At 53.4% G+C, this 21,587-nt stretch carries 18 protein-coding genes, 1 tRNA gene and 1 other RNA gene; 10 read left to right on the forward strand and 10 right to left on the reverse strand.

The genetic code is table 11. The features are described 5' to 3' along the window. Positions 1–93: 93 nt before the first annotated feature. A complete protein-coding gene (locus tag KJY78_RS02090) occupies positions 94–1,131 on the reverse strand; it encodes a PAC2 family protein (protein WP_256438200.1) in 1,038 nt (345 codons plus the stop codon). 210 nt (positions 1,132–1,341) lie between these two features. Between KJY78_RS02090 and lpdA the strand changes: the two genes are divergently transcribed. The 4 genes from lpdA (at position 1,342) to KJY78_RS02110 (ending at position 5,500) form a co-directional block, all read left to right on the forward strand. Then, the gene (gene lpdA, locus KJY78_RS02095; protein ID WP_214336865.1) at positions 1,342–2,715 is read left to right on the forward strand and encodes a dihydrolipoyl dehydrogenase; all 1,374 of its coding nucleotides are present in this window, start codon (positions 1,342–1,344) and stop codon (positions 2,713–2,715) included. 47 nt (positions 2,716–2,762) lie between these two features. Then, complete coding sequence (gene sucB / locus KJY78_RS02100) at positions 2,763–4,178, forward strand: 2-oxoglutarate dehydrogenase, E2 component, dihydrolipoamide succinyltransferase (RefSeq protein ID WP_214336866.1); 1,416 nt, start codon at positions 2,763–2,765, stop codon at positions 4,176–4,178. A 138-nt stretch (positions 4,179–4,316) separates the two neighbouring features. Next, positions 4,317–4,754 carry a hypothetical protein gene (locus KJY78_RS02105; protein ID WP_214336867.1) on the forward strand — a complete coding sequence of 146 codons (438 nt, stop codon included), beginning with the start codon at positions 4,317–4,319 and terminating at the stop codon, positions 4,752–4,754. 38 nt (positions 4,755–4,792) lie between these two features. Further along, positions 4,793–5,500 (forward strand): DUF4191 domain-containing protein, encoded by a 708-nt coding sequence (locus tag KJY78_RS02110; RefSeq protein WP_214336868.1) that lies wholly within the window; start codon positions 4,793–4,795, stop codon positions 5,498–5,500. A gap of 33 nt (positions 5,501–5,533) precedes the next feature. On the opposite strand, the gene KJY78_RS02115 is transcribed toward KJY78_RS02110, so the two are convergent. Both KJY78_RS02115 and KJY78_RS02120 read right to left on the reverse strand, forming a co-directional pair. After that, on the reverse strand, positions 5,534–5,980 hold the full coding sequence (locus KJY78_RS02115) for an RDD family protein (RefSeq protein ID WP_250544021.1): 447 nt from the start codon (positions 5,978–5,980) through the stop codon (positions 5,534–5,536). Next, positions 5,973–6,137 (reverse strand): hypothetical protein, encoded by a 165-nt coding sequence (locus KJY78_RS02120; RefSeq protein ID WP_214336869.1) that lies wholly within the window; start codon positions 6,135–6,137, stop codon positions 5,973–5,975. Before KJY78_RS02120 ends, KJY78_RS02115 begins: the two co-directional genes overlap by 8 nt. Before the next feature lie 145 nt (positions 6,138–6,282). Here KJY78_RS02120 and glnA point away from each other — a divergent pair, with 145 nt between their 5' ends. The 4 genes from glnA to KJY78_RS02140 all read left to right on the forward strand — a co-directional run bounded on the left by glnA (position 6,283) and on the right by KJY78_RS02140 (position 12,137). Continuing rightward, complete coding sequence (gene glnA, locus KJY78_RS02125; RefSeq protein WP_431732319.1) at positions 6,283–7,686, forward strand: type I glutamate--ammonia ligase; 1,404 nt, start codon at positions 6,283–6,285, stop codon at positions 7,684–7,686. 338 nt (positions 7,687–8,024) lie between these two features. Beyond that, positions 8,025–9,365 (forward strand): dicarboxylate/amino acid:cation symporter, encoded by a 1,341-nt coding sequence (locus KJY78_RS02130; protein ID WP_214336871.1) that lies wholly within the window; start codon positions 8,025–8,027, stop codon positions 9,363–9,365. Positions 9,366–9,724: 359 nt separating this feature from the next. Continuing rightward, a complete protein-coding gene (locus tag KJY78_RS02135; protein ID WP_348771160.1) occupies positions 9,725–11,158 on the forward strand; it encodes a sugar porter family MFS transporter in 1,434 nt (477 codons plus the stop codon). A gap of 19 nt (positions 11,159–11,177) precedes the next feature. Next, positions 11,178–12,137: an ROK family glucokinase gene (locus KJY78_RS02140; protein ID WP_214336872.1), complete on the forward strand. Its 960-nt coding sequence runs from the start codon at positions 11,178–11,180 to the stop codon at positions 12,135–12,137. 53 nt (positions 12,138–12,190) lie between these two features. Here KJY78_RS02140 and KJY78_RS02145 read toward each other — a convergent pair whose 3' ends face one another. The 6 genes from KJY78_RS02145 to KJY78_RS02170 all read right to left on the reverse strand — a co-directional run bounded on the left by KJY78_RS02145 (position 12,191) and on the right by KJY78_RS02170 (position 18,958). Continuing rightward, a complete protein-coding gene (locus KJY78_RS02145; protein ID WP_214336874.1) occupies positions 12,191–15,265 on the reverse strand; it encodes a bifunctional [glutamine synthetase] adenylyltransferase/[glutamine synthetase]-adenylyl-L-tyrosine phosphorylase in 3,075 nt (1,024 codons plus the stop codon). A 2-nt stretch (positions 15,266–15,267) separates the two neighbouring features. Further along, positions 15,268–16,605 (reverse strand): glutamine synthetase family protein, encoded by a 1,338-nt coding sequence (locus KJY78_RS02150; RefSeq protein WP_214336876.1) that lies wholly within the window; start codon positions 16,603–16,605, stop codon positions 15,268–15,270. Positions 16,606–16,641: 36 nt separating this feature from the next. Continuing rightward, positions 16,642–16,842 carry an SPOR domain-containing protein gene (locus tag KJY78_RS02155; RefSeq protein WP_348771161.1) on the reverse strand — a complete coding sequence of 67 codons (201 nt, stop codon included), beginning with the start codon at positions 16,840–16,842 and terminating at the stop codon, positions 16,642–16,644. Between the two features lie 76 nt (positions 16,843–16,918). Beyond that, an RNA gene (gene rnpB, locus KJY78_RS02160) (RNase P RNA component class A) lies at positions 16,919–17,265 on the reverse strand. 131 nt (positions 17,266–17,396) lie between these two features. Next, positions 17,397–18,116 carry a zinc ribbon domain-containing protein gene (locus KJY78_RS02165; RefSeq protein WP_214336878.1) on the reverse strand — a complete coding sequence of 240 codons (720 nt, stop codon included), beginning with the start codon at positions 18,114–18,116 and terminating at the stop codon, positions 17,397–17,399. A gap of 2 nt (positions 18,117–18,118) precedes the next feature. After that, positions 18,119–18,958, reverse strand: coding sequence for a Nif3-like dinuclear metal center hexameric protein (locus tag KJY78_RS02170; protein WP_214336880.1), 840 nt, complete (start codon positions 18,956–18,958; stop codon positions 18,119–18,121). Between the two features lie 115 nt (positions 18,959–19,073). Here KJY78_RS02170 and KJY78_RS02175 point away from each other — a divergent pair, with 115 nt between their 5' ends. Then, positions 19,074–20,510, forward strand: coding sequence for a glyceraldehyde-3-phosphate dehydrogenase (locus KJY78_RS02175; RefSeq protein WP_214336881.1), 1,437 nt, complete (start codon positions 19,074–19,076; stop codon positions 20,508–20,510). 47 nt (positions 20,511–20,557) lie between these two features. Here the strand turns inward: KJY78_RS02175 and KJY78_RS02180 are convergent. Further along, positions 20,558–20,631, reverse strand: a tRNA-Val gene (locus KJY78_RS02180). 453 nt (positions 20,632–21,084) lie between these two features. Between KJY78_RS02180 and KJY78_RS02185 the strand changes: the two genes are divergently transcribed. Continuing rightward, on the forward strand, positions 21,085–21,587 hold a 503-nt coding region (locus KJY78_RS02185), incomplete at its 3' end, for a hypothetical protein (protein WP_214336882.1).

Genomic DNA, 21,587 nt, shown 5'->3' on the forward strand with positions numbered 1-21,587 from the left:
AAGGCGCTAACATTTCATCAGCTACAAGGCCTGAACGGGATAATCAAAGTATTATACCACAGAATAACTTAAAATAAGCCTTGCTGCGATCCGCTATCCCTCAGAACTGTCGCCACCCGCGTCCTTAGAGCCCTTAGATTCTGCGTCACCAGCCGAGCGCGTCCACTCATCTCTCGTGCCTGCTCTGTCAGCATCACCGGCATCCTCCTGCGAAAATAAATCAGCGAGGTTTTTACCACCAACCTCGGTGTCACTCGCGAGAAACTTCTCAACCTCTTGCCCCAGCTCATCGGGAGTTGGTAAATCATTAAACACGTTCAGATCCGTACTGTCCAGCTTCACTTTTTCTTTAAATCGATCATACATACGCTCAAGATCGGCAAGTATTTCAGCAAACTCGGGGTTCTGCGCCATCCGCCTCGAAATCTCCTGCTCGAACTTTTCTTCATGCTCAATCAGCTCTTCGGAACTCATAATTATGCCCGCGATTTCTGAGATGATCGAAAGCCCCGCGCGCACTCCCGCCGGGTAATAGCCCTGTTCTGACACGTACTGCGGGATCATCAGCATACAGCCGGTAACCTCGTGCGCATCCCGCCGCAGCCGTTCTTCTAAAAGGTGCACAATCCCGGAGTTAATGCACATTTTAGGTCGCCAGTCAGAGAGCATATCGGTAAAGTGCTTGTTAGTGCCGCTGAAAATCTTGGCCGTGGGACGCGTATGCGGCACCGGCGTTGGGAAAGTGTCAAGCCAAGCAACAACTCGCACCTCAAGATCGGAGGCGAGCATACTAACAGCCCCAGCGAATCGCTGCCAGCGGTAATTGGGTTCAGCACCTGCGAGCAGCAAGAAATTATTGCCAATAGCATCTGAGCAGGCATAAAGCGAAATTGTGCTCGCCTCAAAATCCTTAAACTGGGTGTTTTCAAGCCATATTTCAGGACGATTTGCGCGATAGTCTACTAGCAGATCCGAGTTAAATTCCGCGATTAGCGCAACCTTTGCGGAGTTCTCCAGCAGGTGTTTAGTCAAACTTCTAACGATCCCACCGCTGTCAACAATGGCGGGGATCAGCACGATTAAAGGCAGCCCAGGGGGCACCGCTTTATACAAACTCTTAATAAATACCATCGATTCGCGCACATCTACAATATTACCCGCTCCCGCTGTAAATTAAGCGCCACGAGAGCGACACCTTCGCGCGGCAATATTCTCGCATGCCAACATTTCAGTCCCTGAGAATCTTTATTATTCTACGCGTAGTAGAATTACAGTTACGATTTAACCCGTTCTAATTAAACAGGCGGCTATCAAAATTCCTCAACCTCTAGGAGAGCCTTAATGGCAAACACACAGTTCGATGTAGTTATTTTAGGCGGCGGCAGCGGCGGATACGCCACCGCACTGCGCGCTAAACAGCTCGGTATGTCAGCGGCTATTATTGAAAAAGACAAGCTCGGGGGCACCTGTCTGCACCGGGGTTGCGTGCCAACTAAAGCGCTATTGCACTCCGCAGAGGTGGCGGATATTGTGCGCGAAGCAGAAACATACGGTATTCAGGCGCTGCTAACAGGTCTTGATATATCCGCTGTGAGCAAGTATCGCAAAGATATTGTGAGCTCAAAACACAAGGGATTGCAGGGGCTGCTCAAAAAACAGGGAATTACCGTTATTGAGGGCGAAGGTAAACTAACCGCGCCCAACGAAATCACGGTTAACGGCGAAAAAATTACCGCTAAAAATGTTGTTTTGGCGACGGGTTCATACTCTCGCACTCTGCCCGGCATCGAGATCAAGGATCGGGTTATTACAAGCGAGCAGGCTCTGGAGCTTGCAGACGTGCCAGAAAAAGTGCTGGTGCTTGGCGGCGGCGTAATCGGCGTTGAGTTTGCCAGTGTGTGGCGCTCCTTTGGCGCAGAGGTGACAATTATTGAGGGTCTCCCACACCTTGTTCCCAATGAAGAAGAGTCGGTTTCTAAACAGCTTGAGCGAGCTTTCAAAAAGCGCGGGATCGGCTACAACCTAGGGGTTCGCTTTAAGAGCGTTACACAGACTGCAGACAGCGTAACCGTTGAGCTGGAAGACGGTAAAACTTTCGCCGCAGAGTATCTTCTAGTTGCTGTTGGCAGGGGTCCTGCAACCGATAATATCGGGCTTGACGAGGTTGGCGTGAACCGCGATCGCGGTTTTGTAACCACAACCGAAAGGCTGCAAACTAGCGTGCCCGGAGTTTGGGCGGTGGGCGATATTGTGCCGGGGCTGCAGCTCGCTCACCGCGGATACCAGCAAGGCATCTTTGTTGCAGAAGAAATTGCTGGATTATCGCCGCGTGTTATAGCAGACGTTAACATCCCAAAGGTTACATACTGCGAACCTGAAATCGCTTCAGTTGGGCTCACCGAGGCAAAGGCTAAAGAGCAGTACGGCGCGGATAGAATCACAAGCTACGAGTATAATCTTGCTGGCAACGCGAAGAGCTCAATTCTTGGCACGGCCGGTTCTGTTAAGGTTGTGCGCGAGGTTGATGGTTCGGTGTTGGGTGTGCATATGATCGGCTCGCGCGTTGGTGAACTAGTTGGCGAAGCCCAACTGATCGTAAACTGGGAAGCATACCCAGAAGACGTTGCGCCACTAATTCACGGTCACCCCACGCAGAACGAAACAATCGGCGAGGCTATGTTAAAACTCGCCAATAAACCTTTGCACGGCGTATAAAATGCACTGGCAATAAAGATCTAAACACGGAAACGGAGAAAATTGATATGAGCGAGGAAGTAATCCTTCCCGCCCTTGGCGAAAGCGTTACCGAGGGAACTGTCACACAGTGGCTAAAAAAGGTTGGTGACAAAGTAGCAGTTGATGAACCGCTGCTGGAGATTTCAACCGACAAAGTAGACACCGAGGTGCCCTCACCGGTTGCCGGTGTGCTAGAAGAAATTCTTGTTGCTGAGGATGAAACCGTTGAAGTTGGCGCTGTTCTAGCAAGAGTTGGTGACGGATCTAGCCAAAGCACTCGGGTAGAATCAGAACCCCGGGTCGTAGCTAGCGAAAGCACAGAGCCTGAGGAAACTGCTGCGGCGGATTCACAGGAAACCGCGCCAGAGCCTGCTTCTGAACCGAAACCCGCCCCAGAGCCTGAACCAAAACCAGCTCCTGCTCCAGCTCCAGAACCTGCCACAGCAAAGCAAGAGCCGCAAAACGCGCCGGCTGCAAGTGCTCCAGCAAGCCCCGCCAAGCCGTTTGCGTCACCGCATAGCGCAGCTCGGCTGAACGGTTACGTAACCCCCATTTCACGCAAGCTAGCTAACGAGCTAAACGTTGATCTCAGCACGGTTAAAGGCACCGGAGTTGGCGGCAGAATCCGCAAAGAAGACATCAGAAAGGCAGCCGCTGCTCAGAGTTCTGCGCAAGGCATCGCTGGCACGGGTGTGGCATCAAAGCCTGAGGAGTTTAAAGTATCAGAGCTGCGCGGCACATCCCAAAAGATGAGCCGCCTGCGCAAAGTTGTTGCCGAGCGCGCTGTTGAGTCGCTGCAGAACACCGCCCAGCTAACCACAGTTGTGAAGGTTGATGTAACGCGGGTTGCTAAACTGCGCGCCGCTAAGAAGGATGAGTTCCTTACGAAAACCGGCAATAAGCTTTCGTTTATGCCGTTCTTTGCGCTCGCCGCAGTTGAAGCCCTGCAAACGTATCCGATTATCAACTCAACTGTAAAAGATGATGAGATTATCTATCCCGATAGCGAGAATCTAAGCATTGCTGTTGACAGTGAGCGCGGGCTACTAACTCCTGTTATCAGCGCTGCCGCCAGCAAGTCGATTGCCGAGCTGGCAGCGAGCATCGCGGATCTAGCGGATCGCACTCGCAACAATAAGCTAAAACCAGACGAACTTGTCGGAGGTACTTTCACCCTCACTAATACGGGGTCGCGCGGTGCGCTCTTTGACACGCCGCTCGTATTCCTACCGCAATCTGCGATTTTGGGAACCGGCGTTGTTGTAAAAGAACCCGGGGTTGTTGCAACACCTGAGGGTGACGTAATCGGCGTACGCTCTTATGTTTATCTTGCGCTCTCATACGATCACCGCACAATTGACGGCGCGGATGCGGCTCGATTCCTAACACAGGTTAAACAGCGCCTCGAAGCGGGCAATTTCGAGCCTAACCTTGGCATCTAACTAATCCTCACAAAATAGTTGGTGGTGGCAAAACAGCACCGCCACCAACTGTTTTCAACAATCGCTACTCCAGAAAGTTTTACACACCCCTGCTGCTCTGATTAAACTGCGAACCGTAAAAGGCTTAGTCTTTAGACCATGCTGCACAAACTTTCCCCCCGTCGTATGCTGCACAACACCGCCCATCTTGCGTGGCTGATGCTCGCGCTTATCGAGGCACTAGAGCGCCCAAGCAGCACGCCCAGCGAATGCATCCGCCTTAAAAAACGTGGTTTTCGCGTGCATGACACGGTTTTACACTTAAACACGCAACCGGAAACAAGCGCACACCACTCGCATGATGAAATGTGCCGGTTATTTAAGTTTTCAGCCGCAAGCCTAATGAGCCTGCTGAGCTACAACCCTGTTTCGCACGCGCTAATAACCGATTCTGTAACACAGAGTATTTTATTTCTCCGCCAAAACCCGGCGCATAAATCTTACATAGGATACAGCAATCACGATATTTTACGCGACGAAATACTGTTGCGCATAACACCCATTAAGCCATCCGAAATTATCGCCGTCGCGCTGTAAGGCAGAAGCTCTAAACTCTCCACGGTATTATTGTAGTTATGGCAAAAAAAGACAGCACTAAGCGCTCCCCCGGGCGTATTAAACAGATGATTCAGGTCTATAAAACGACCGCAGAATACGATAAAACTCTTCCGGTTAAACTCATAATAGCTTTTCTGCTACCCATTGCGCTAGCAGTGCTTGTTGCCGCGCTCCTTCCGGGCACAAATATCGCAGGCTGGATTCTGTGGCCAATAACCGGCGTGCTGCTCGGCATCCTGCTCGCAATGGTAATTCTCGGCAAACGCGCGGAGGCCATGGCTTACGCGCAAATAGAGGGTCAACCGGGAGCTGTTGGAGCGGTTCTTTCGGGCGGACTACGCCGTAGCTATCGCGGATCAGAAACCCCGGTCGCAATTGCCCCACGCACTCGTGACGCGGTGTATCGTGCAGTTGGCAAGGGTGGTATTGTTCTGGTTGGTGAGGGTAATCCGAACAGACTTGAGAAGCTTATTCAAAAAGAAACCGCGCACATGAAACGCATTCTGCCAAATGTGCCGGTGACCAGCATTTTTGTTGGACGCGAAAAAAACTCGCAGGTAGCGCTTCCAAAACTAGCCAAAGAGATTTATCGCACCAAGAAAGCACTTAAGCGCGGCGAAGTGCAGCAGGTTCATATGCGAATTGAGTCCCTGAGCTCAGCTCCTCTGGCGATGCCAAAGGGAATTGACCCGAACAGGATTCGCAAACCCCGCAAACCGCGCTAGATTACACAGGTGTCGCATTTAAAAGTGCGGCATCTATATTTTTATGAGCACAGTGCCCGGTATTTTATCGTGGAAACCGCGGTGATCTGAGTCCCAAACCAGCACGGGAATAACTATTGCCAGCAGCAGCGAACGCACCAGAGGGCGCCAAACACCAACCCACTTGCCGTTAAGCGCAACAACTCGCAGCCCGAACAGCAGATGCCCGCAGGAGCCGCCCGCGGTGCTGATAAAGATGCTCTGCGTTACAAGGAACACTAGCAGGGTAACCAGCGACTCTGCATCCAGCGACGGCGTAATAAACTTCCCCAGCAGCATTGCCAGTGCCCAGTCTACGCAAATCGCGAGAATGCGGCGACCAAGACGCGCAATTGAACCGCTGCCGTGCTCTTTAAGACCCAGCCTTTCCCCCGGAAACTTACTGGGCGGCAGGTCACCAAATTTTTGTGGGTGCGCAGTTTTTGACATATTCTTAATCATACCGCAGCGCCCCAATTAGCGAATTACGTGCGCCCTGCACAGCAGCCCGCCCTAGTAATCCCAGCAGCCCGCGCACACCTACAACCGGCACCATAAGCGACGGCTCGCGCGTATCCCAGTCCGGCACCCGTGTGCGCACAAATCCGCCCGCGCACACCCCGACAAAAATCCCATGTGCGCACTAATCCAATTCACAATTTCAAGCGTTACAATAAACTGGAAAATAAAATGGTCACAGCAACCATTACGCGCTACCCTAAGGCCTTTAACAAGGAGCTAATTTGTTTAGTACACCCGCAGAGATGATGTCGTATATCCAAGCAAACGATATTAAGTTTGTTGATATCAGATTCACAGATCTCCCCGGAGTTCAGCAGCATTTCAACGTCCCGGCCGCAACGCTTGACGAGAGTTTTTTCACCTCGGGGCAGATGTTTGACGGCTCCTCGATCCGCGGCTTTGTCGGCATCGCAGAATCAGATCTGCAGCTCATCCCAGACGTTACAACCGCATACATAGACCAGTTTCGCGCCGAGGCAACGCTGATTGTTATCTGCGATATTTACAACCCACGCACAGGTGAAATATTCCATAAAGACCCCCGGCAGGTCGCCAAAAAAGCCGAAAAGTATCTCGCCTCATCTGGCATTGCCGACACCGCATTTTTCGCGTCAGAAGCCGAGTTCTACGTTTTTGACTCCGTTAAAGTGCGCAACGAGCCACAGGCGAGCGGATACGAAATTGACGCAGAAGAAGCCCCCTGGAACAGCTACGCAAACGAGCCGGACGGCAACCTGGGCAATAAAACCCCGGTTAAAGGCGGCTACTTCCCGGTATCACCTGTTGATAAGCAGGCGGATCTACGCGATGATATCTCGCTGCGCCTAATCGAAGCGGGATTGCACCTGGAGCGCTCACACCACGAGGTTGGTGCTCCCGGTCAGGCAGAAATTAACTACCGCTTCAACACGCTGGTTGCGGCGGCGGATGATGTGCTCAAGTTCAAATACATCGTAAAAAACACCTCCGAGCTGTGGGGTAAAACCGCAACCTTCATGCCAAAACCCGTAGCCGGTGATAACGGTTCAGGAATGCACACGCATATGTCACTGTGGGCTAACGGTGAACCGCTTTTTTACGATGAGAACGGCTACGCCGGGCTCAGCGACACCGCGCGCTGGTATATCGGGGGGATTTTGCAGCACGCCCCGTCACTGCTTGCGTTCACAAACCCAACAATTAACAGCTATCGCAGACTTGTTAAGGGCTACGAAGCGCCGGTTAATCTCGCCTATTCGGCAGGAAACCGATCTGCGGCGATCCGCATCCCCCTCACCGGCAGCAACCCCAAGGCAAAGCGGATCGAGTTTAGGGCACCCGATGGCGCTAGTAATCCGTACCTGGCTTTTGCGGCGCAGTTAATGGCAGGGCTAGACGGCATTCGCAATCGCATCGAGCCGCTCGCGCCGATCGATAAGGATCTCTACGAGCTGCCACCTGAGGAGGCCAGGGGAATCCCGCAGGTTCCCGGGTCGCTCGATGAGGCGTTGGCTAATCTTGAGCGCGATCACGAGTATCTTTTGGTCGGCGATGTGTTTACCAAAGAGCTTATTGAATCGTGGCTCTACTACAAGCGCACCGCAGAAATCGAACAGCTCGCGCTGCGCCCGCATCCGATGGAGTTTGAGCTGTACTACTCTATCTAAAATATTCGGTTACGGTTGGCGTTACCACATAACTTTTTCTTGCAGCAACGCTAACCTCATAAGCTATCAAAGCAGTATCTGGTCTTAGCCCGGTTTAATTAAATAGCGCCTCCTTGAAATATGCACTATTTTGTGCTCTTCTTATATTTCTATTCGACGGCACTCAATTGCGCTAATAAAAACACGCCGACCCGCGGTTTTGCTTGCGCAAAATAACGTTTAGTTATATTATTTATAATAATCTATTAAGGTTGCTGTTTTGGAACGGCCTCCCGTTCCAAAACAGCAAAAAGCATACAAATAAACCGCGATTTACAAACAAGAAAGATTTATCAGCAATGTCAAAAACCCGGTCTACGCCCAACGCAGCAGCAAAAACTCGTACGCCAAAATGGCTCACAGGATTTAGCGCCCATATAGCCGCCGGTCTGATTCTAGGTCTGATACTCGGGTTTAATGCCCGCGAAAACAATATCGAGTGGCTATCAAACTCACTCACCCAGGTTGGCAACGCCTATGTGCAGTTGCTGCGGCTGCTAGTTGCGCCCCTAATTTTTGCGGCGGTTGTAACCTCGATCGCGAATCTGCGTAGGGTAACTAACGCCGCCAAACTTGCGCTCTCAACCCTAATGTGGTTTGCGATAACCGCGTTCGCCTCAGTGTTCGCTGGAATTGCGGTAGCGCTGCTCACACAACCGGGAGTGGACACCAGCATTGATGCGGCAACCGCCTCTGAGCCGAAAACAAGAGGATCCTGGTTTGGGTTTCTGCAAACAATTCTCCCGACAAACTTCTTCGGACTATCTGCCAATCTTGCTGATGACAAAGTGTCACTCAGCTTCAACGTGCTGCAGCTACTCGTAATCTCACTAGCTATAGGTATTGCAGCTATAAAAACCGGCAAAGCAGCTGAACCCTTTTTGAATTTTACAGAATCGTTCTTAAAAGTGATTCAGGTTGTTTTATGGTGGATCATTCGGCTTGCCCCGATTGGCACCGCCGCACTTATTGGCAAAGCCGTCTCCACTTATGGCTGGAGCGCGCTCGGCACGCTCGGCAAATTTGTGCTCGCAGTTTATATCGGACTTGCGCTAGTGATCACGGCAATCTATCCAACCGTGTTAAAACTCAACGGGATTCCCGTGCTCGGTTTTTATCGTCGCGTATGGCCGGTATCCTCACTCAGTTTTGTAACCCGATCATCAATGGGCGTGATGCCTGTCACTCAGCGCATTGCCGAGCGTGCACTCGGCGTGCCGTCCAGTTACGCCTCGTTTGCGGTGCCGCTCGGCGCAACAACCAAAATGGACGGTTGCGCCGCAGTTTATCCAGCGATTGCCGCAATTTTTGTCGCGCAATTTTACGGTATCGAACTGAGTATCACACAGTATCTGCTCATCATTTTTATTGCGGTAATTGGCTCGGCGGCAACCGCCGGCACAACCGGCGCAACGGTAATGCTCACCCTAGTGCTATCAACTCTCGGGCTGCCACTCGAGGGGGTTGGACTGCTACTTGCAGTCGAGCCAATTGTAGATATGGGTCGCACCGCCGTAAATGTCACAGGGCAAACACTTGTGCCCACCGTCGTAGCAAAACGCGCCGGATTACAAGACATCGAGGTGTGGCATGCGGCACAAAAATCAGGTATGAAATCGCTAGCTCCAACCTTTTCGTAATAGGTTCAACGCACTCCACAGATTAGCTTGGCTAATAATGCTATAACAGCACGCTAGCCAAGCTAATCTATATATCTAAAGCTGCCGCTTGTTAGTGTGCTAATAAAAATTAGTTTTGCTTCTGGTTTTCTGCTAGGAAACCACTTTTAGCGCCACAGAATCTAAAATCACATCAGATAAAATATATTGTCAAACACTGCGGCGTGCTAAAGCAAATATGTCTTATAATATTCTACGTAGACGAAACGTACTGACTTACGAATTAAAGCTGATTCAAACTCGCCCATTCGACGGGTACGAGCCAGTGAAACAAATAAGTTTTCAAAATCGTTACATTAACAATAAAGTAAGATTGCAGTTTGCAAATCAACAAAAAGTATTATCGTGGGGGGTTTTTAATGAAAAACACTAAAAGCACAGCTGGGCGCTCAGTCGTCCTCATAGTTTCTATAGCCGCGTTAGCCGGCTTTCTATTCGGATATGATTCAGCGGTAATCAATGGTGCCACCGAGGCTATTCGCGCACAGTTTGAAGTCGGCTCTGGAATTTTATGTTTTGCGGTAGCTTCAGCGCTAATCGGCGCGGCCATCGGCGCTTTCTGCGGAGGGAATCTAGCCGATAAACACGGTCGCATTCTAGTAATGAAAATAGCCGCAGCGCTGTTCTTAATTTCAGCTGTCGGCTCCGGTTTAGCACCAGAAATAATCTCGCTTGTGGTGTTCCGCGTTATCGGCGGTGTGGGCATGGGTATCGCGTCTATTATTGCGCCTGCCTACATTGCAGAAATAGCTCCCACTCGCGTCCGCGGTCGCCTAGGATCCTTACAGCAGTTTGCTATCGTTCTGGGTATCTTCTTTTCCCAGTTAATCAACAAGTTAATTGCTGATAGCGCCGGCTCATCCGGCGCAGAATGGCTCTGGGGGCTAGAAGCATGGCGCTGGATGCTGTTAGTAGAGTGCCTGCCTGCTGCAGCCTACTTAGTGGGCGCATACCTCATTCCTGAGTCTCCACGCTTCCTCGTATCCATCGGAAAACAAGCGGAAGCACGACGGGCGCTTAGCATTGCGCTCTCCGAAAAAGACGTGGACGCATCATTGACTCGGATCGAAGAAACACTGCGCACCAATCGCAAACCTCGGTTCTCCGATATCCGTGGCAAAGTAGCCGGTCTGAAACCAATCGTTTGGGCTGGTATTTTGCTGGCAGTTTTCCAGCAGCTAGTAGGTATCAACGTGGTGTTCTACTACTCCAACACCCTGTGGCAATCAGTCGGCTTCGATGAATCACAGTCGTTTATTTTCTCTCTCATTTCAGCTGCAATCAACGTGACAGTCACCATCGTAGCTATTATGCTGGTTGATAAAGTTGGACGTAAACCACTGCTGCTAGTAGGTTCTGCGGGCATGGCAGTAACACTTGGAATCATGGGCATCGTTTTCGCTACCGCAACTGTCGGCGCAGGCGAGCCTATCCTCGAGGGAATTGCCGGACCTGTTGCACTTGTCAGCGCTAACCTGTTCGTTGTTTTCTTCGGCGTTTCATGGGGTCCTGTAATGTGGGTAATGCTGGGCGAGATGTTCCCGAACAAGATTCGCGGCGCCGCTTTGGCCATAGCCGGATTTGTGCAGTGGTTCGCAAACTTCCTTGTAACCCAAACGTTCCCACAGCTCGCCGAATTCTCGCTGGGGCTGGCCTACGGTCTATACGCAGCTTTCGCGCTTATTTCCTTCTTCCTGGTCTGGAAGTTTGTGCGTGAAACCCGCGGTGTCGAACTTGAAGACATGGTAGAGTAACAAAAGTAAGGGACTTATTATGTCTATGGCGATTGGAATTGATATTGGCGGCACAAAGATAGCCGGTGGTGTGGTAACTGCGGATGGAGAAGTCCTCGCAACAGTTACAAAACCCACCCCAGCGGCTGATCCTAATGCAACAACCAACACAATCTTGGCTGTTATCGCAGAACTACGCAGTAATTATGAAGTGACCGCTGTGGGTCTGGGCGCTCCAGGGTTTATTGATAATTCCCGCTCGAAAATCATCTTTTCGCCAAACATAACCTGGCATAATGAGCCCCTATCCCAAAAAATATCGTCATCCACCCAGCTGCCGGTGATATTAGAAAACGATGCAAATGTTGCCGCCTGGGGAGAGTTTAAGTTTGGCGCAGCTCAAAACCACCATACTGCAGCAGTTATCACAGTAGGCACTGGAATCGGCGGAGGAATTATTCTTGAAGACCGCTTAATCCGCGGAAGTTACGGCTTCGCAGGAGAAATCGGTCATATGAACATGGTTGCGGCGGGGCGTCTGTGCGGCTGCGGCGCAAACGGGTGCTGGGAGATGTACTCTTCGGGCAATGCTCTAGTAGAGTATGCGCGCACCCGTGCCGCTCAGACTCCCGCTGATGCTTCAAAAATGCTTGAATTAGCAGGAGGTTCTCCGGCGGGAATCACCGGGTTAATTGTGACAAAAGCTGCGTCCGAGGGCGATCGCGCTGCCCAAGATTCATTCCGTGAAATAGGCAAATGGCTCGGGCGAGGGATGGTTAATCTTGCCGCAATTCTGGATCCAGAAGTTTTCGTCCTAGCTGGCGGAGTCTCTGAAGCGGGAGATCTATTGCGTGTGCCTGTAGCTGAGTCCTTCAAAGAAAACCTGGTCGCCTCCGATTACCGCCCCAGTCCTTTAATTCTGTTGGCTAAATTACGAAATTCAGCAGGGCTAATTGGAGCGGCAGACCTGGCTCTAGAAGCGGTTAAAAAGAAAGTTTAAGTAGCTCCGTGAATCGTGTCGCGCACGTGCTTATCTTAGATTTATCCGGTATCTCACGATGTGTCCACCCTCCCATCATCCGCGCTGATACCATAAAACTCGCGTTCAAAAATACGCCGCGATTTGCGTGATAACGCAAACCACGCTTCTTCTAGCGCGGTTGTTGTGCCGGGCTTGTAATCTAAGATCCGCCCCACTCCCTCGAGATCGTGGCGATCCTGCGGCAGTGTGTCACTGTTTCTGCCAGCCCACAGCATTTGCGCCGAGCGCAGCTCGCTGGCAAGCTGCCACGATTTAATCAGCGTGGTTGCGTCCGCTCGCGCGCACAGCCCGAGCGCGGCTGCCTCGGTGAGCGCCTGCACGGTGCTGGTTGTGCGCAAACGCTCGTACTGGTGCGCGTGCTGCAACTGCAGCAGCTGCACAAACCACTCCGTGTCACTGACCCCGCCCGGGCCCAGTTTCAAGTGCCGGCGCGGCTGCACCCCGCGCGGTATCCGCTCATTTTCCATGCGCGCTTTGAGCAAGCGCACCTCGCGCAACTGATCCGCTGTAAAATTGTTTGGATAGCGGACAGCGTCAGCCAGCCGCATAAAATCCTGCCCGAGCTGAGCGCTGCCAGCAACGTATTTGGCGCGCAACAGCGCCTGCGCCTCCCAGGTGAGCGAGCGGCTCTCGTAGTATTTTTGATACCCCGCGAGATTGCGCACCAGCGGTCCGTTTTTACCGTCGGGTCGCAAATCGAAGTCAAGCTCCAATCCACACAGCGGATCCCGCGTCTGCTCAGCCAGCAAGTTAATAACCTGCAACGCCGTGTCAAGCCCGCCCGCGTGTCCCTCGGGCGCGCGATACACCACGATCACGTCAAGATCAGAGGCAAATCCTAGCTCCCCGCCGCCGTAACGCCCCATCGCGATTATCGCAATTTCAAGCTCGCTAGCGCCCGTAGTGTGAGCGCTCACCTGCTCTAACAGCACCCGCAGCAGCGCAGTGTAGGTGGCATCAAGCCCTGCGGCAACGGCAACCTCGTCTAACACGCCGGTTATTCTGCCCAGCCCAAGCCGCAGTATTTCACGCCGGTTTAGGGATCTCAGGCTCGCGCCAACGGCCGCAATGCCGGTTTTGCGGGAGGTAACAAGTCGCATTTCAGCCGTTAAATCATCGCATGAGCGCGCGCAGAGTTTCTCGTTGTTTTCGAGCCAGGCAACCGACTCCGGGGTTTTTTCTAAAAGATCTACGAGATACCGCGACCCGGCAAGCACTTTCATTAAACGCTCGGCAGCCTCTGCCCCGTCGCGCAGCAGCCGCAAATACCAGGGCGTGCCCGCGTTTGCCTCGCTAATCCGCCGAAACGCGAGCAACCCCGAATCTGGATCTGTGCCCTCCCCAAGCCACTGCACCAAAACGGGCAGGAGGTGCTTTTGAATCTGCGCGCGACGGCTGGTACCGGCGGTGAGCGCGGCAAGGTGGCCAAGCGCGGCCGCGGGATCCTTGAAACCAATGCTTTTGAGCCGTGCCGCTGCGGCGTCCGTTGTGAGCGCGAGCTCGGCGAGTGGCAGCTGCGCAACCGCGCTCAGCAGCGGGGCATAAAAAACCTTCAGGTGCAGTTTACGCACCAGCCTTTTCGTTTGCTGCCAACTGGCAAGCAGCTGCTCGCTGTTTTGCAGCCCCACAGCTCGCGCCAAAACACGCAGCTCCTCGGGGTCGTCCGGAATTAGCGCGGTGCGGCGCAGCTGCTTTGCCTGCAAGCGGTGCTCTAGCACGCGCAAAAACTGATACGCAGCGGCGAGCTCCTCCGCGTCGGTGCGCGCAATATAGCCACCGTCACGGAGCGCAACCAGCCCGCCAAGCGTTGCCGCGCACCGCAGGCGCTCATCGTGCGCCCCGTGCACGAGCTGCAACAGTTGCACGCTAAACTCAATATCGCGCAGACCACCGGGGCCCAGCTTCAGCTGGTTCTCAATATCTTGCGGATCAATGTGCTCGGTCACGCGCTCCCGCATCCGCTGCACACTGCCAACAAAATCTTTGTGTTCCCGCGAGCGCCACACATAGGGCTGTGTTTGCGCAATAAACTTTTGCCCCGTTGCAGCATCTCCGGCAATAAAACGCGCTTTTAACAGCGCCTGAAACTCCCACGCCTGAGCCCACTTGTCATAGTAGTTCAGATACGACCCGAGAGTTCTCACAAGCGCACCCTGCTTCCCCTCCGGGCGCAGGCTGACATCCACCTCCCACAACGGCGGCTCAATACTAGGCGCTTGCACAACCCTCAGCAGCTCGCTCGCCAGCCTGGTGGCAACTCGCACAACCGTTTCGCTCGCCAGCTCGGGCGCAAGCTCGGGGTCGGTCACAAACAGCACATCGACATCAGAAACCACGTTCAGCTCGCGCGCGCCGCACTTACCCATTGCGATAACCGTGAGCGGTGCTTTTTGAGCGTGCTCGCGCAACACGGGTATTCCCGCACCACCGCCGCAGGCAAGAGTTGCTCTGGCAACCATTAGCGCCGCCGCAATTGTCGCTCCGGCTAACTCTGACAGCGCTTCAGTTACCGCCGCGATCTGGCGCTGCGGGCCGCTTACGAGACTCTCGTGCAGATCCGCCAACACAATTTCTGAAAGCAGGCGGCGGTATTTGATCCGCAGCTGCAGCCAGCCTGATTCCCCCGCCAAAACTTTAATTTGCAAGTTGCCAGTCGCCTCAGGCGGTGCTAGCGGGTCGATAATCGGGATCGCCGCCGTTGACATCTCCACAACTGCTTCACGCATTAGAGCGTAGTATTCCGCGCCGCTGCGCAGGCATCCGCCGCCCTCCAAAAAATCGCGCACGTTTTGCGGGTGGCGCAGCCAGAAATCGGCGAGCGCCGCAGAAGCCCCAAACAGCAACGCAAAATTACGCCACCCTCTCTCGCTTAAAGCGGCGGCATCTAGCGCCCCGGTCTCTGCGTAGCGCAGCGCGTAAACAAGGGCTGCGTCGGGATCCGCCGCGCCCACAAAATGTTGTATTTGAGCGGATACATCAAGCCTGCTATACGCTACCAGCTTGGTAATCTGTGCAAGCGCGGGGGTCAGCTCGGCAAACCCTGCCCGTGCCAGCTGCCGCAGAATACTCGGTTGCGCCGCGCTCATCGCTAAAGCTGATCCAGGTTTTTTTCAAGCTCCCACTGCGTAACCTGCCGGTGGTATTCGGCAATCTCGCGCTTTTTATCGCGCAGGAAATAGACAAAAGCCTGCTCGCCTAGGGTTTCCGCGATAAGCTCCGAGCCCTCCATTATTTTCAGCGCTTCATCAAGGCTTCGTGGCAGCGGATCAAATCCCATCACGCGCCTCTCATTGGTGCTCATTGCCCAGATGTTCTCTTCAGCTTCCGGCGGCAGCTCATACTCTTCTGTAATTCCCTTCAACCCCGCCGCAAGCAACACCGCATACGCCAAATACGGGTTGCACGCCGGATCAAGCCCGCGATGTTCAACACGCACCGACGATTTTTTGCCGGTTTTATACATTGGGATCCGCACCAGCGCGGAATGGTTCAGGTGCCCCCACGAAATATAAGACGGTGCCTCATCTCCGCCCCACAGGCGCTTATAAGAGTTCACATACTGGTTGGTAATGGCCGTGATTTCAGCGGCGTGTCGCAGCAGCCCGGCTACAAAACGGCGCCCGGTAATAGACAGCTGATATTTCGCACCCGCATCAAAAAACGCGTTTTCTTCGCCCTCAAACAGGGACAGGTGGGTATGCATTCCCGATCCCGGATACTGCATAAACGGCTTCGGCATAAAAGTCGCCCGCGCGCCCTGCCCGATCGCGATCTCCTTCACAATCGCGCGAAAAGTCATAATATTATCCGCCATCGTAAGGGCGTCCGCGTATCGCAGATCAATCTCATTTTGCCCGGGACCACCCTCGTGATGACTGAACTCAACAAAAATACCCAGATTCTCGAGCATCGCAACAGCAGCACGCCTAAAATCGTGTGACAATCCTCCCGGCACGCTGTCAAAGTACCCCGCGCGATCAACTGGCACGGGCTGCCCGTTAGCGTCGTTTTGCTGCTCTAACAGGTAAAACTCTATTTCGGGGTGTGTGTAAAACGTGAATCCGTGCGCCGCGGCTTTTGCTAGCTGCCGTTTTAACACCTGGCGCGGATCGGACACCGCCGGTTCCCCGTTCGGAGTGAACAAGTCACAAAACATTCGCGCCGTAGGCTCGCTCTCGCCTCGCCATGGCAGTAGGTTAAAGGTTGTGGCGTCGGGAATTGCCAGCAGATCTGACTCAAACGCGCGCGTTAATCCCTCAATTGCGCTACCGTCAAAACCAATCCCCTCGGCAAAGGCGCTTTCAACCTCGGTGGGTGCCAAAGCAACCGTTTTCAACGTTCCCGCAATGTCTGTAAACCACAGTCGCACGAACTTCACACCGCGTTCTTCCAGCGTGCGCAACACAAGATCTCGCTGTTTACTCACTTTAACCCCTGCTTGTTAGTGGTGTGTCCAAATAAATTATTCGTCGGCAGCATCTTCTTCAGCCTGCCACTGCGCGCTTCGTGCTTGCAAAATCTCGGGAGCCTGTGCGGCTGCTGCGGCGCTCTCAAAAGGCCCCAGGCGGTAAATAGCCATCGCCTGTTTACCTTTTTCAACCTCTCTCGTTTTGGTGTTGTACCAGTATTTTTCTGGCTCTGTGTCCGTAATTTCAGATTTCACTAGTTTAACCTTTCTGCAGTTCTAACTACAGCATAGCCAACGCAGCTATGAAATTTGCGATTGCGGCGTTAAAAAGTGAATGGGTCAGATCATACGCCGGGTTCTGTGCGGTTATACCGTGATGATCATCTATCTGGGCGCAGTGTCACCACTGCGCTCTAGCAACCTACCCGAGCACTCAGCGGGCCGCGTCATCGTGCTCTGCGCGGTCTTGCTCCTAACGAGGTTTACCTAGCCGGATGTGTCACCACATCCGCTGGTGGTCTCTTACACCACCCTTTCACCCTTACCAGTTGCCTGGCGGTTTACTCTCTGTTGCACTTTCTCGCGGGTTACCCCGGGTGGGTGTTACCCACCGTTATGCCCTGCGGAGCCCGGACGTTCCTCGACGCACTAGGACGCCGCGATCATCTCACCGACCCATTCACATAAAACTATACGGCAACTGCCCGAGAAGAAATTGCGCAGTGTTAAAATCGCAGTCGCCCATTAGCGATCGCGTATTTCGCACCTATTCGAGCAACTCCCGCACAACTAACCGCAGGTCAGGCAAGCTACACGCGCACCAAAATTGCGCCCGTATCAGGGCAGTAACAGATTTCATCCTCAGCCGCGCTGGCAAGCTCCGCAACGGCTCCCGGCGACAGCTTCATATTGCTCGCAGCCGATACGCCGTTCTTAAACGCTGCGGCGCCAATTCCGCTGTGGGCGCGGATCTGCTCGTACTCGGCAAGTAGTTCACCGGTAATCTCGGCGGACTGCCCGGCTCGCTCGCTTTTCAGTTCCGAAAGTTCAGTTGCGATCCGCTGTTGCGCTTGCGAGAGCTTGGTTTCGGCGCTGACCAGCTCCGCCCCGGCGGTTTTCAGATCCGCTGCTGCGGCACTAATTTGCGCCTCCAGTCCCTCCGCTTTTTCAAGCAGCTCCAGTTGCGCATCCTCGAGCTTGGTTTTGCGGGCACTCAGCTGCTCCTGCTCTGCTGTAAGGTTTTGCGTGAGTTTCGCGTCCTGCGCACTCGCCAGCTGTGTTTTATTGCGCACGATCCGCTTAACAACCGCGTCAATTTCGTTCTGCGCCCGCTTAATCTCGCCACCTAGTAGGTCAAACTCCCGCTGCAAAACCAACAGATTCTGCCGCAGCGGTTTCAGCGCAGCACTTTTAGCCTCGTACACCGCTTTTTCCGCCGGCGTTTTAGCCTGTTTTTCAAGCTGTAAAATCTTCGTGTCAATCGCTGCCAGCTCTAATAGCAACAGTTGCTGTGCCCTGTTTGCGCGCATTTCTACACTCCTTCATTACCCGGTGTCTGACCCACCGTAAAACTCCACGGGTCAGTGCGTGTCATATCAACTCTAACCTCGATTTCTGGCAATAGCTCGCGAAGTTGAGCCGCGGCCGTCTCAAGCCACAGCGATTCAGCCGCCCAGTGCGCCACATCGATCAGCGCGGGGCCGCCGCTGACCCTGCTGTTTTCAACGAACTCCTGCGCTGGATGGTGCCTTAAATCACTTGTAATATACACATCAGATGCAAGCACCTCACGGTTATAGAGCAGACTGTCACCGGCTCCTCCGCAGAGGGATACGCGGCGGATCTTCCGCGCAGCATCCCCGGCAACTTTAATCCCGCCGGCTGTGACAGGAAAAATGCCCGCGAGCCGATCCGCAAACTCCTGCAGCATGCACTCTGCTGCAAGCGCGCCAACCCGCCCGATTCCAACCGTCACATCGTGCTCGCTCGGCTGCAGCGGCTTTGTGCCCTGCAGCTTAAGGCGCTGCGCAATCACGTCAGAAACGCCGCCCGCTGGAATATCCGCGTTTGTGTGCGCCGCATACAGCGCGCACCCGCCCTGAATTAGCTTCGTGATGTTGCTGCCCTTGCCAGTGCTCACGGTAACACTGTTAATTGCCCGCATTAAAAGCGGATGGTGAGTGATGATCAAATCGACTTTAGCTGCAATGGCGTTGTCGATAATCTGCGAGTCTGCGTCAACGGCGAGCACAATTTTATGCACCGGGGCGCTTAAATCGCCCACCGCAAGCCCCACCTGATCCCAGCTAGCGGCGGTTTTTTCCGGCCAGAGCTGCTGACAGCTTGCAATAATTTGTGCCAGTTGCGTCATAGCTTCTAGCCTACTGCCTGTAAAGTGTTTTTGCTCAGGATAGTCTGCAATAATTAAAGGCGGGCTGCGCAGCCCGCGCGCCGCTTCTTAAGCACTATCTTCCACAAGGAGACAAATGGCAGAAAAATCACAAGAGCACCTAAACTCTTGGAATCAAAAAATTGCAACCGCAGAAAATCTAATTCCAAAAATTGGGCGGCTGTATCGCGAGTGTGATGTTGTGCTTTCTGTGCATGGTCGCAGTCTGGTTGGGCAAAGCCCCATCGACATTATCAAAGCGCACCGTCGCCTCCGTCACATAGCGAATGCGCAGCTGAGCCTGCAAGACACCGCGGCTCTAATAGCGGAGCTCGAGCTACTTGGTCCGCCTCCCCTGTCGCTGGATTTAGCGCTGCTACAGCAAAACTTCCTGGCGCAGGACAAACCGCTCAAGGAGTTCCTAACCGCGCAAATTGCCACAATAACCGCACAGAAACAGCAAGGCACAGATGTTGTGCTCTACGGATTCGGGCGGATCGGGCGTCTTATCGCGCGCATTATCATTGACCACACTGGCAGCGGCAACGGGCTCAACCTGCGCGCAATAGTTGTGCGTACGGGTGGCAAGGGCGACCTTGACAAGCGCGCTAACCTGCTACGACGTGATTCTGTGCACGGCAGATTCCATGGCAGCATTGACGTTGATTATGACAATAACGTGATTATCGCAAACGGCGTGCGGATTCAGGTTATCTACTCGAACGACCCGAGCAGTGTAGACTACACCTCCTACGGCATTAACAACGCTATTCTCGTTGATAACACGGGTATCTGGCGTGATCGTGAGGGGCTTGAGCAGCACCTTAAAGCGCCGGGAATTGCGCGCGTGCTGCTAACCGCGCCGGGCAAGGGCGATCTTAAAAACATTGTGTACGGCATTAACCACACCGATATTACCGACGGCGATCAGATTGTTTCTGCCGCGAGCTGCACAACCAATGCGATTACTCCCGTGCTGAAGGTTATCAACGACAGCTACGGAGTTGCGCACGGGCACGTTGAAACCGTGCATAGCTACACCAACGATCAAAACCTGATCGATAATTTCCACAAGGGCGATCGTCGTGGACGCGGTGCGGCATTGAACATGGTTATCACAGAGACCGGCGCGGCAAAAGCGGTTGCGAAAGCACTGCCGGAGTTTGCTGGCAAGCTCACAGGCAATGCGATCCGTGTTCCAACTCCGAATGTGTCGCTCGCAATTCTGAATCTACAGCTAGCAAACGCCACCGACCGTGACACTTTGAACGCGCGCTTGAAAGAAGAGTCGCTCACCGGCAAGCTCCGCACACAGATTGATTTTGTGACCTCACCCGAGATTGTTTCAAGTGACTTTGTGGGCGCAAACCGTGCGGGTGTTGTTGACGGGCTAGCAACCATGGTAAATAACAAAACCGCCGTTGTTTACGTGTGGTACGACAACGAGTTTGGCTACAGCTGCCAGGTTGTGCGGGTTATTGAGCACATAGCTCAGGCGCACCCCGCTCATTTGCCAGCAACAACGGTCGCATAGCGCAGATAGTAAAACTGCCGTAGGTCAAACCCCGCGGCAGTTTTTCGTGCGCCCGGAGAGACTCGAACTCCCGACCCCCTGGGTGTAAACCAAGTGCTCTAACCAACTGAGCTACAGGCGCGTCTTCGCAGTGTGAATAATGGTAACAGAATAAATTTGCGCGCGCAAATTGCACGAGCAAAACCCGAGTTTTAGGGCGGATATGTGACGGATATGCAGTGGATATACAACGGATCACCGGCTGATCTGTTGCGGATCTGCCTATTTGGTGAGCGGGTTTGTATTGTGCATGCGGTTTTGTGGGTTTACTGATCAGTGTTGGTGCGGTAAATCCCGTGCTTTGTGGCGGTGTCGGTGCTGATCGAGGCACTGCCGGGGTTGGTGTGTGTTTTAAGAGGGGGTTGTGTTGCTGCGATCTTTATATTTTCCCCCTGGGTGAGTTGAGAGTGCTACTCGCTGGTGTTGTGGTGTTTGAAAAGTGTTTTTGGTGTGTGTGGTTTTTGATTTGATTTATTCGGGGGGGGGGGGGTACTCTTAATTGCTGTAAGGTATTCCTGATTAAGGGGGGTTTGTTTTGAAACGATTGGTTTCAGGGTTTTACAGGGCGCGTAGTATCGCGTCCACTATGCTCGTGTTGGGTCTGGTGTTGGGGGTTTTGGTTACGCCGCAGCCGGCGGGAGCGCTTGACCAGTCTACAACCGGGAAGGCTAGTAAGACCGGTGGTTTTGTTGCGACGCGGGTGGATGCTGCTGGTGTTGGTGCGCAGGTTGCTAGCTTGGTGGCGCGTAGTGTTTCAAACGTGTTGTTGCGTGATGTTGTTGCAGCGACTATGGGTTTGTTTAACACTAAGACACCCGCTGGTTTTGTAACACGTTTAACTACTCCCACCGCAGGTGATATATCAACCACAACCGAGGTGGATAATAAGATGGGGTATCTTCCTGGTGATACTGTCACGATTACTGTAACAGTAAGCGCTGCTAGTGTTGCTAATGGAGGTAAGGCTGCCAGGGTGCGTAAGACTGCTGAGAATGTTAGTGTTTACGTGTTGCTACCGCAAGCGGATGAAGGGTTTGT

This window comes from Canibacter zhuwentaonis (assembly GCF_018531145.1).
In the GTDB taxonomy this organism is placed as follows: Bacteria; Actinomycetota; Actinomycetes; order Actinomycetales; family Microbacteriaceae; genus Canibacter; species Canibacter zhuwentaonis.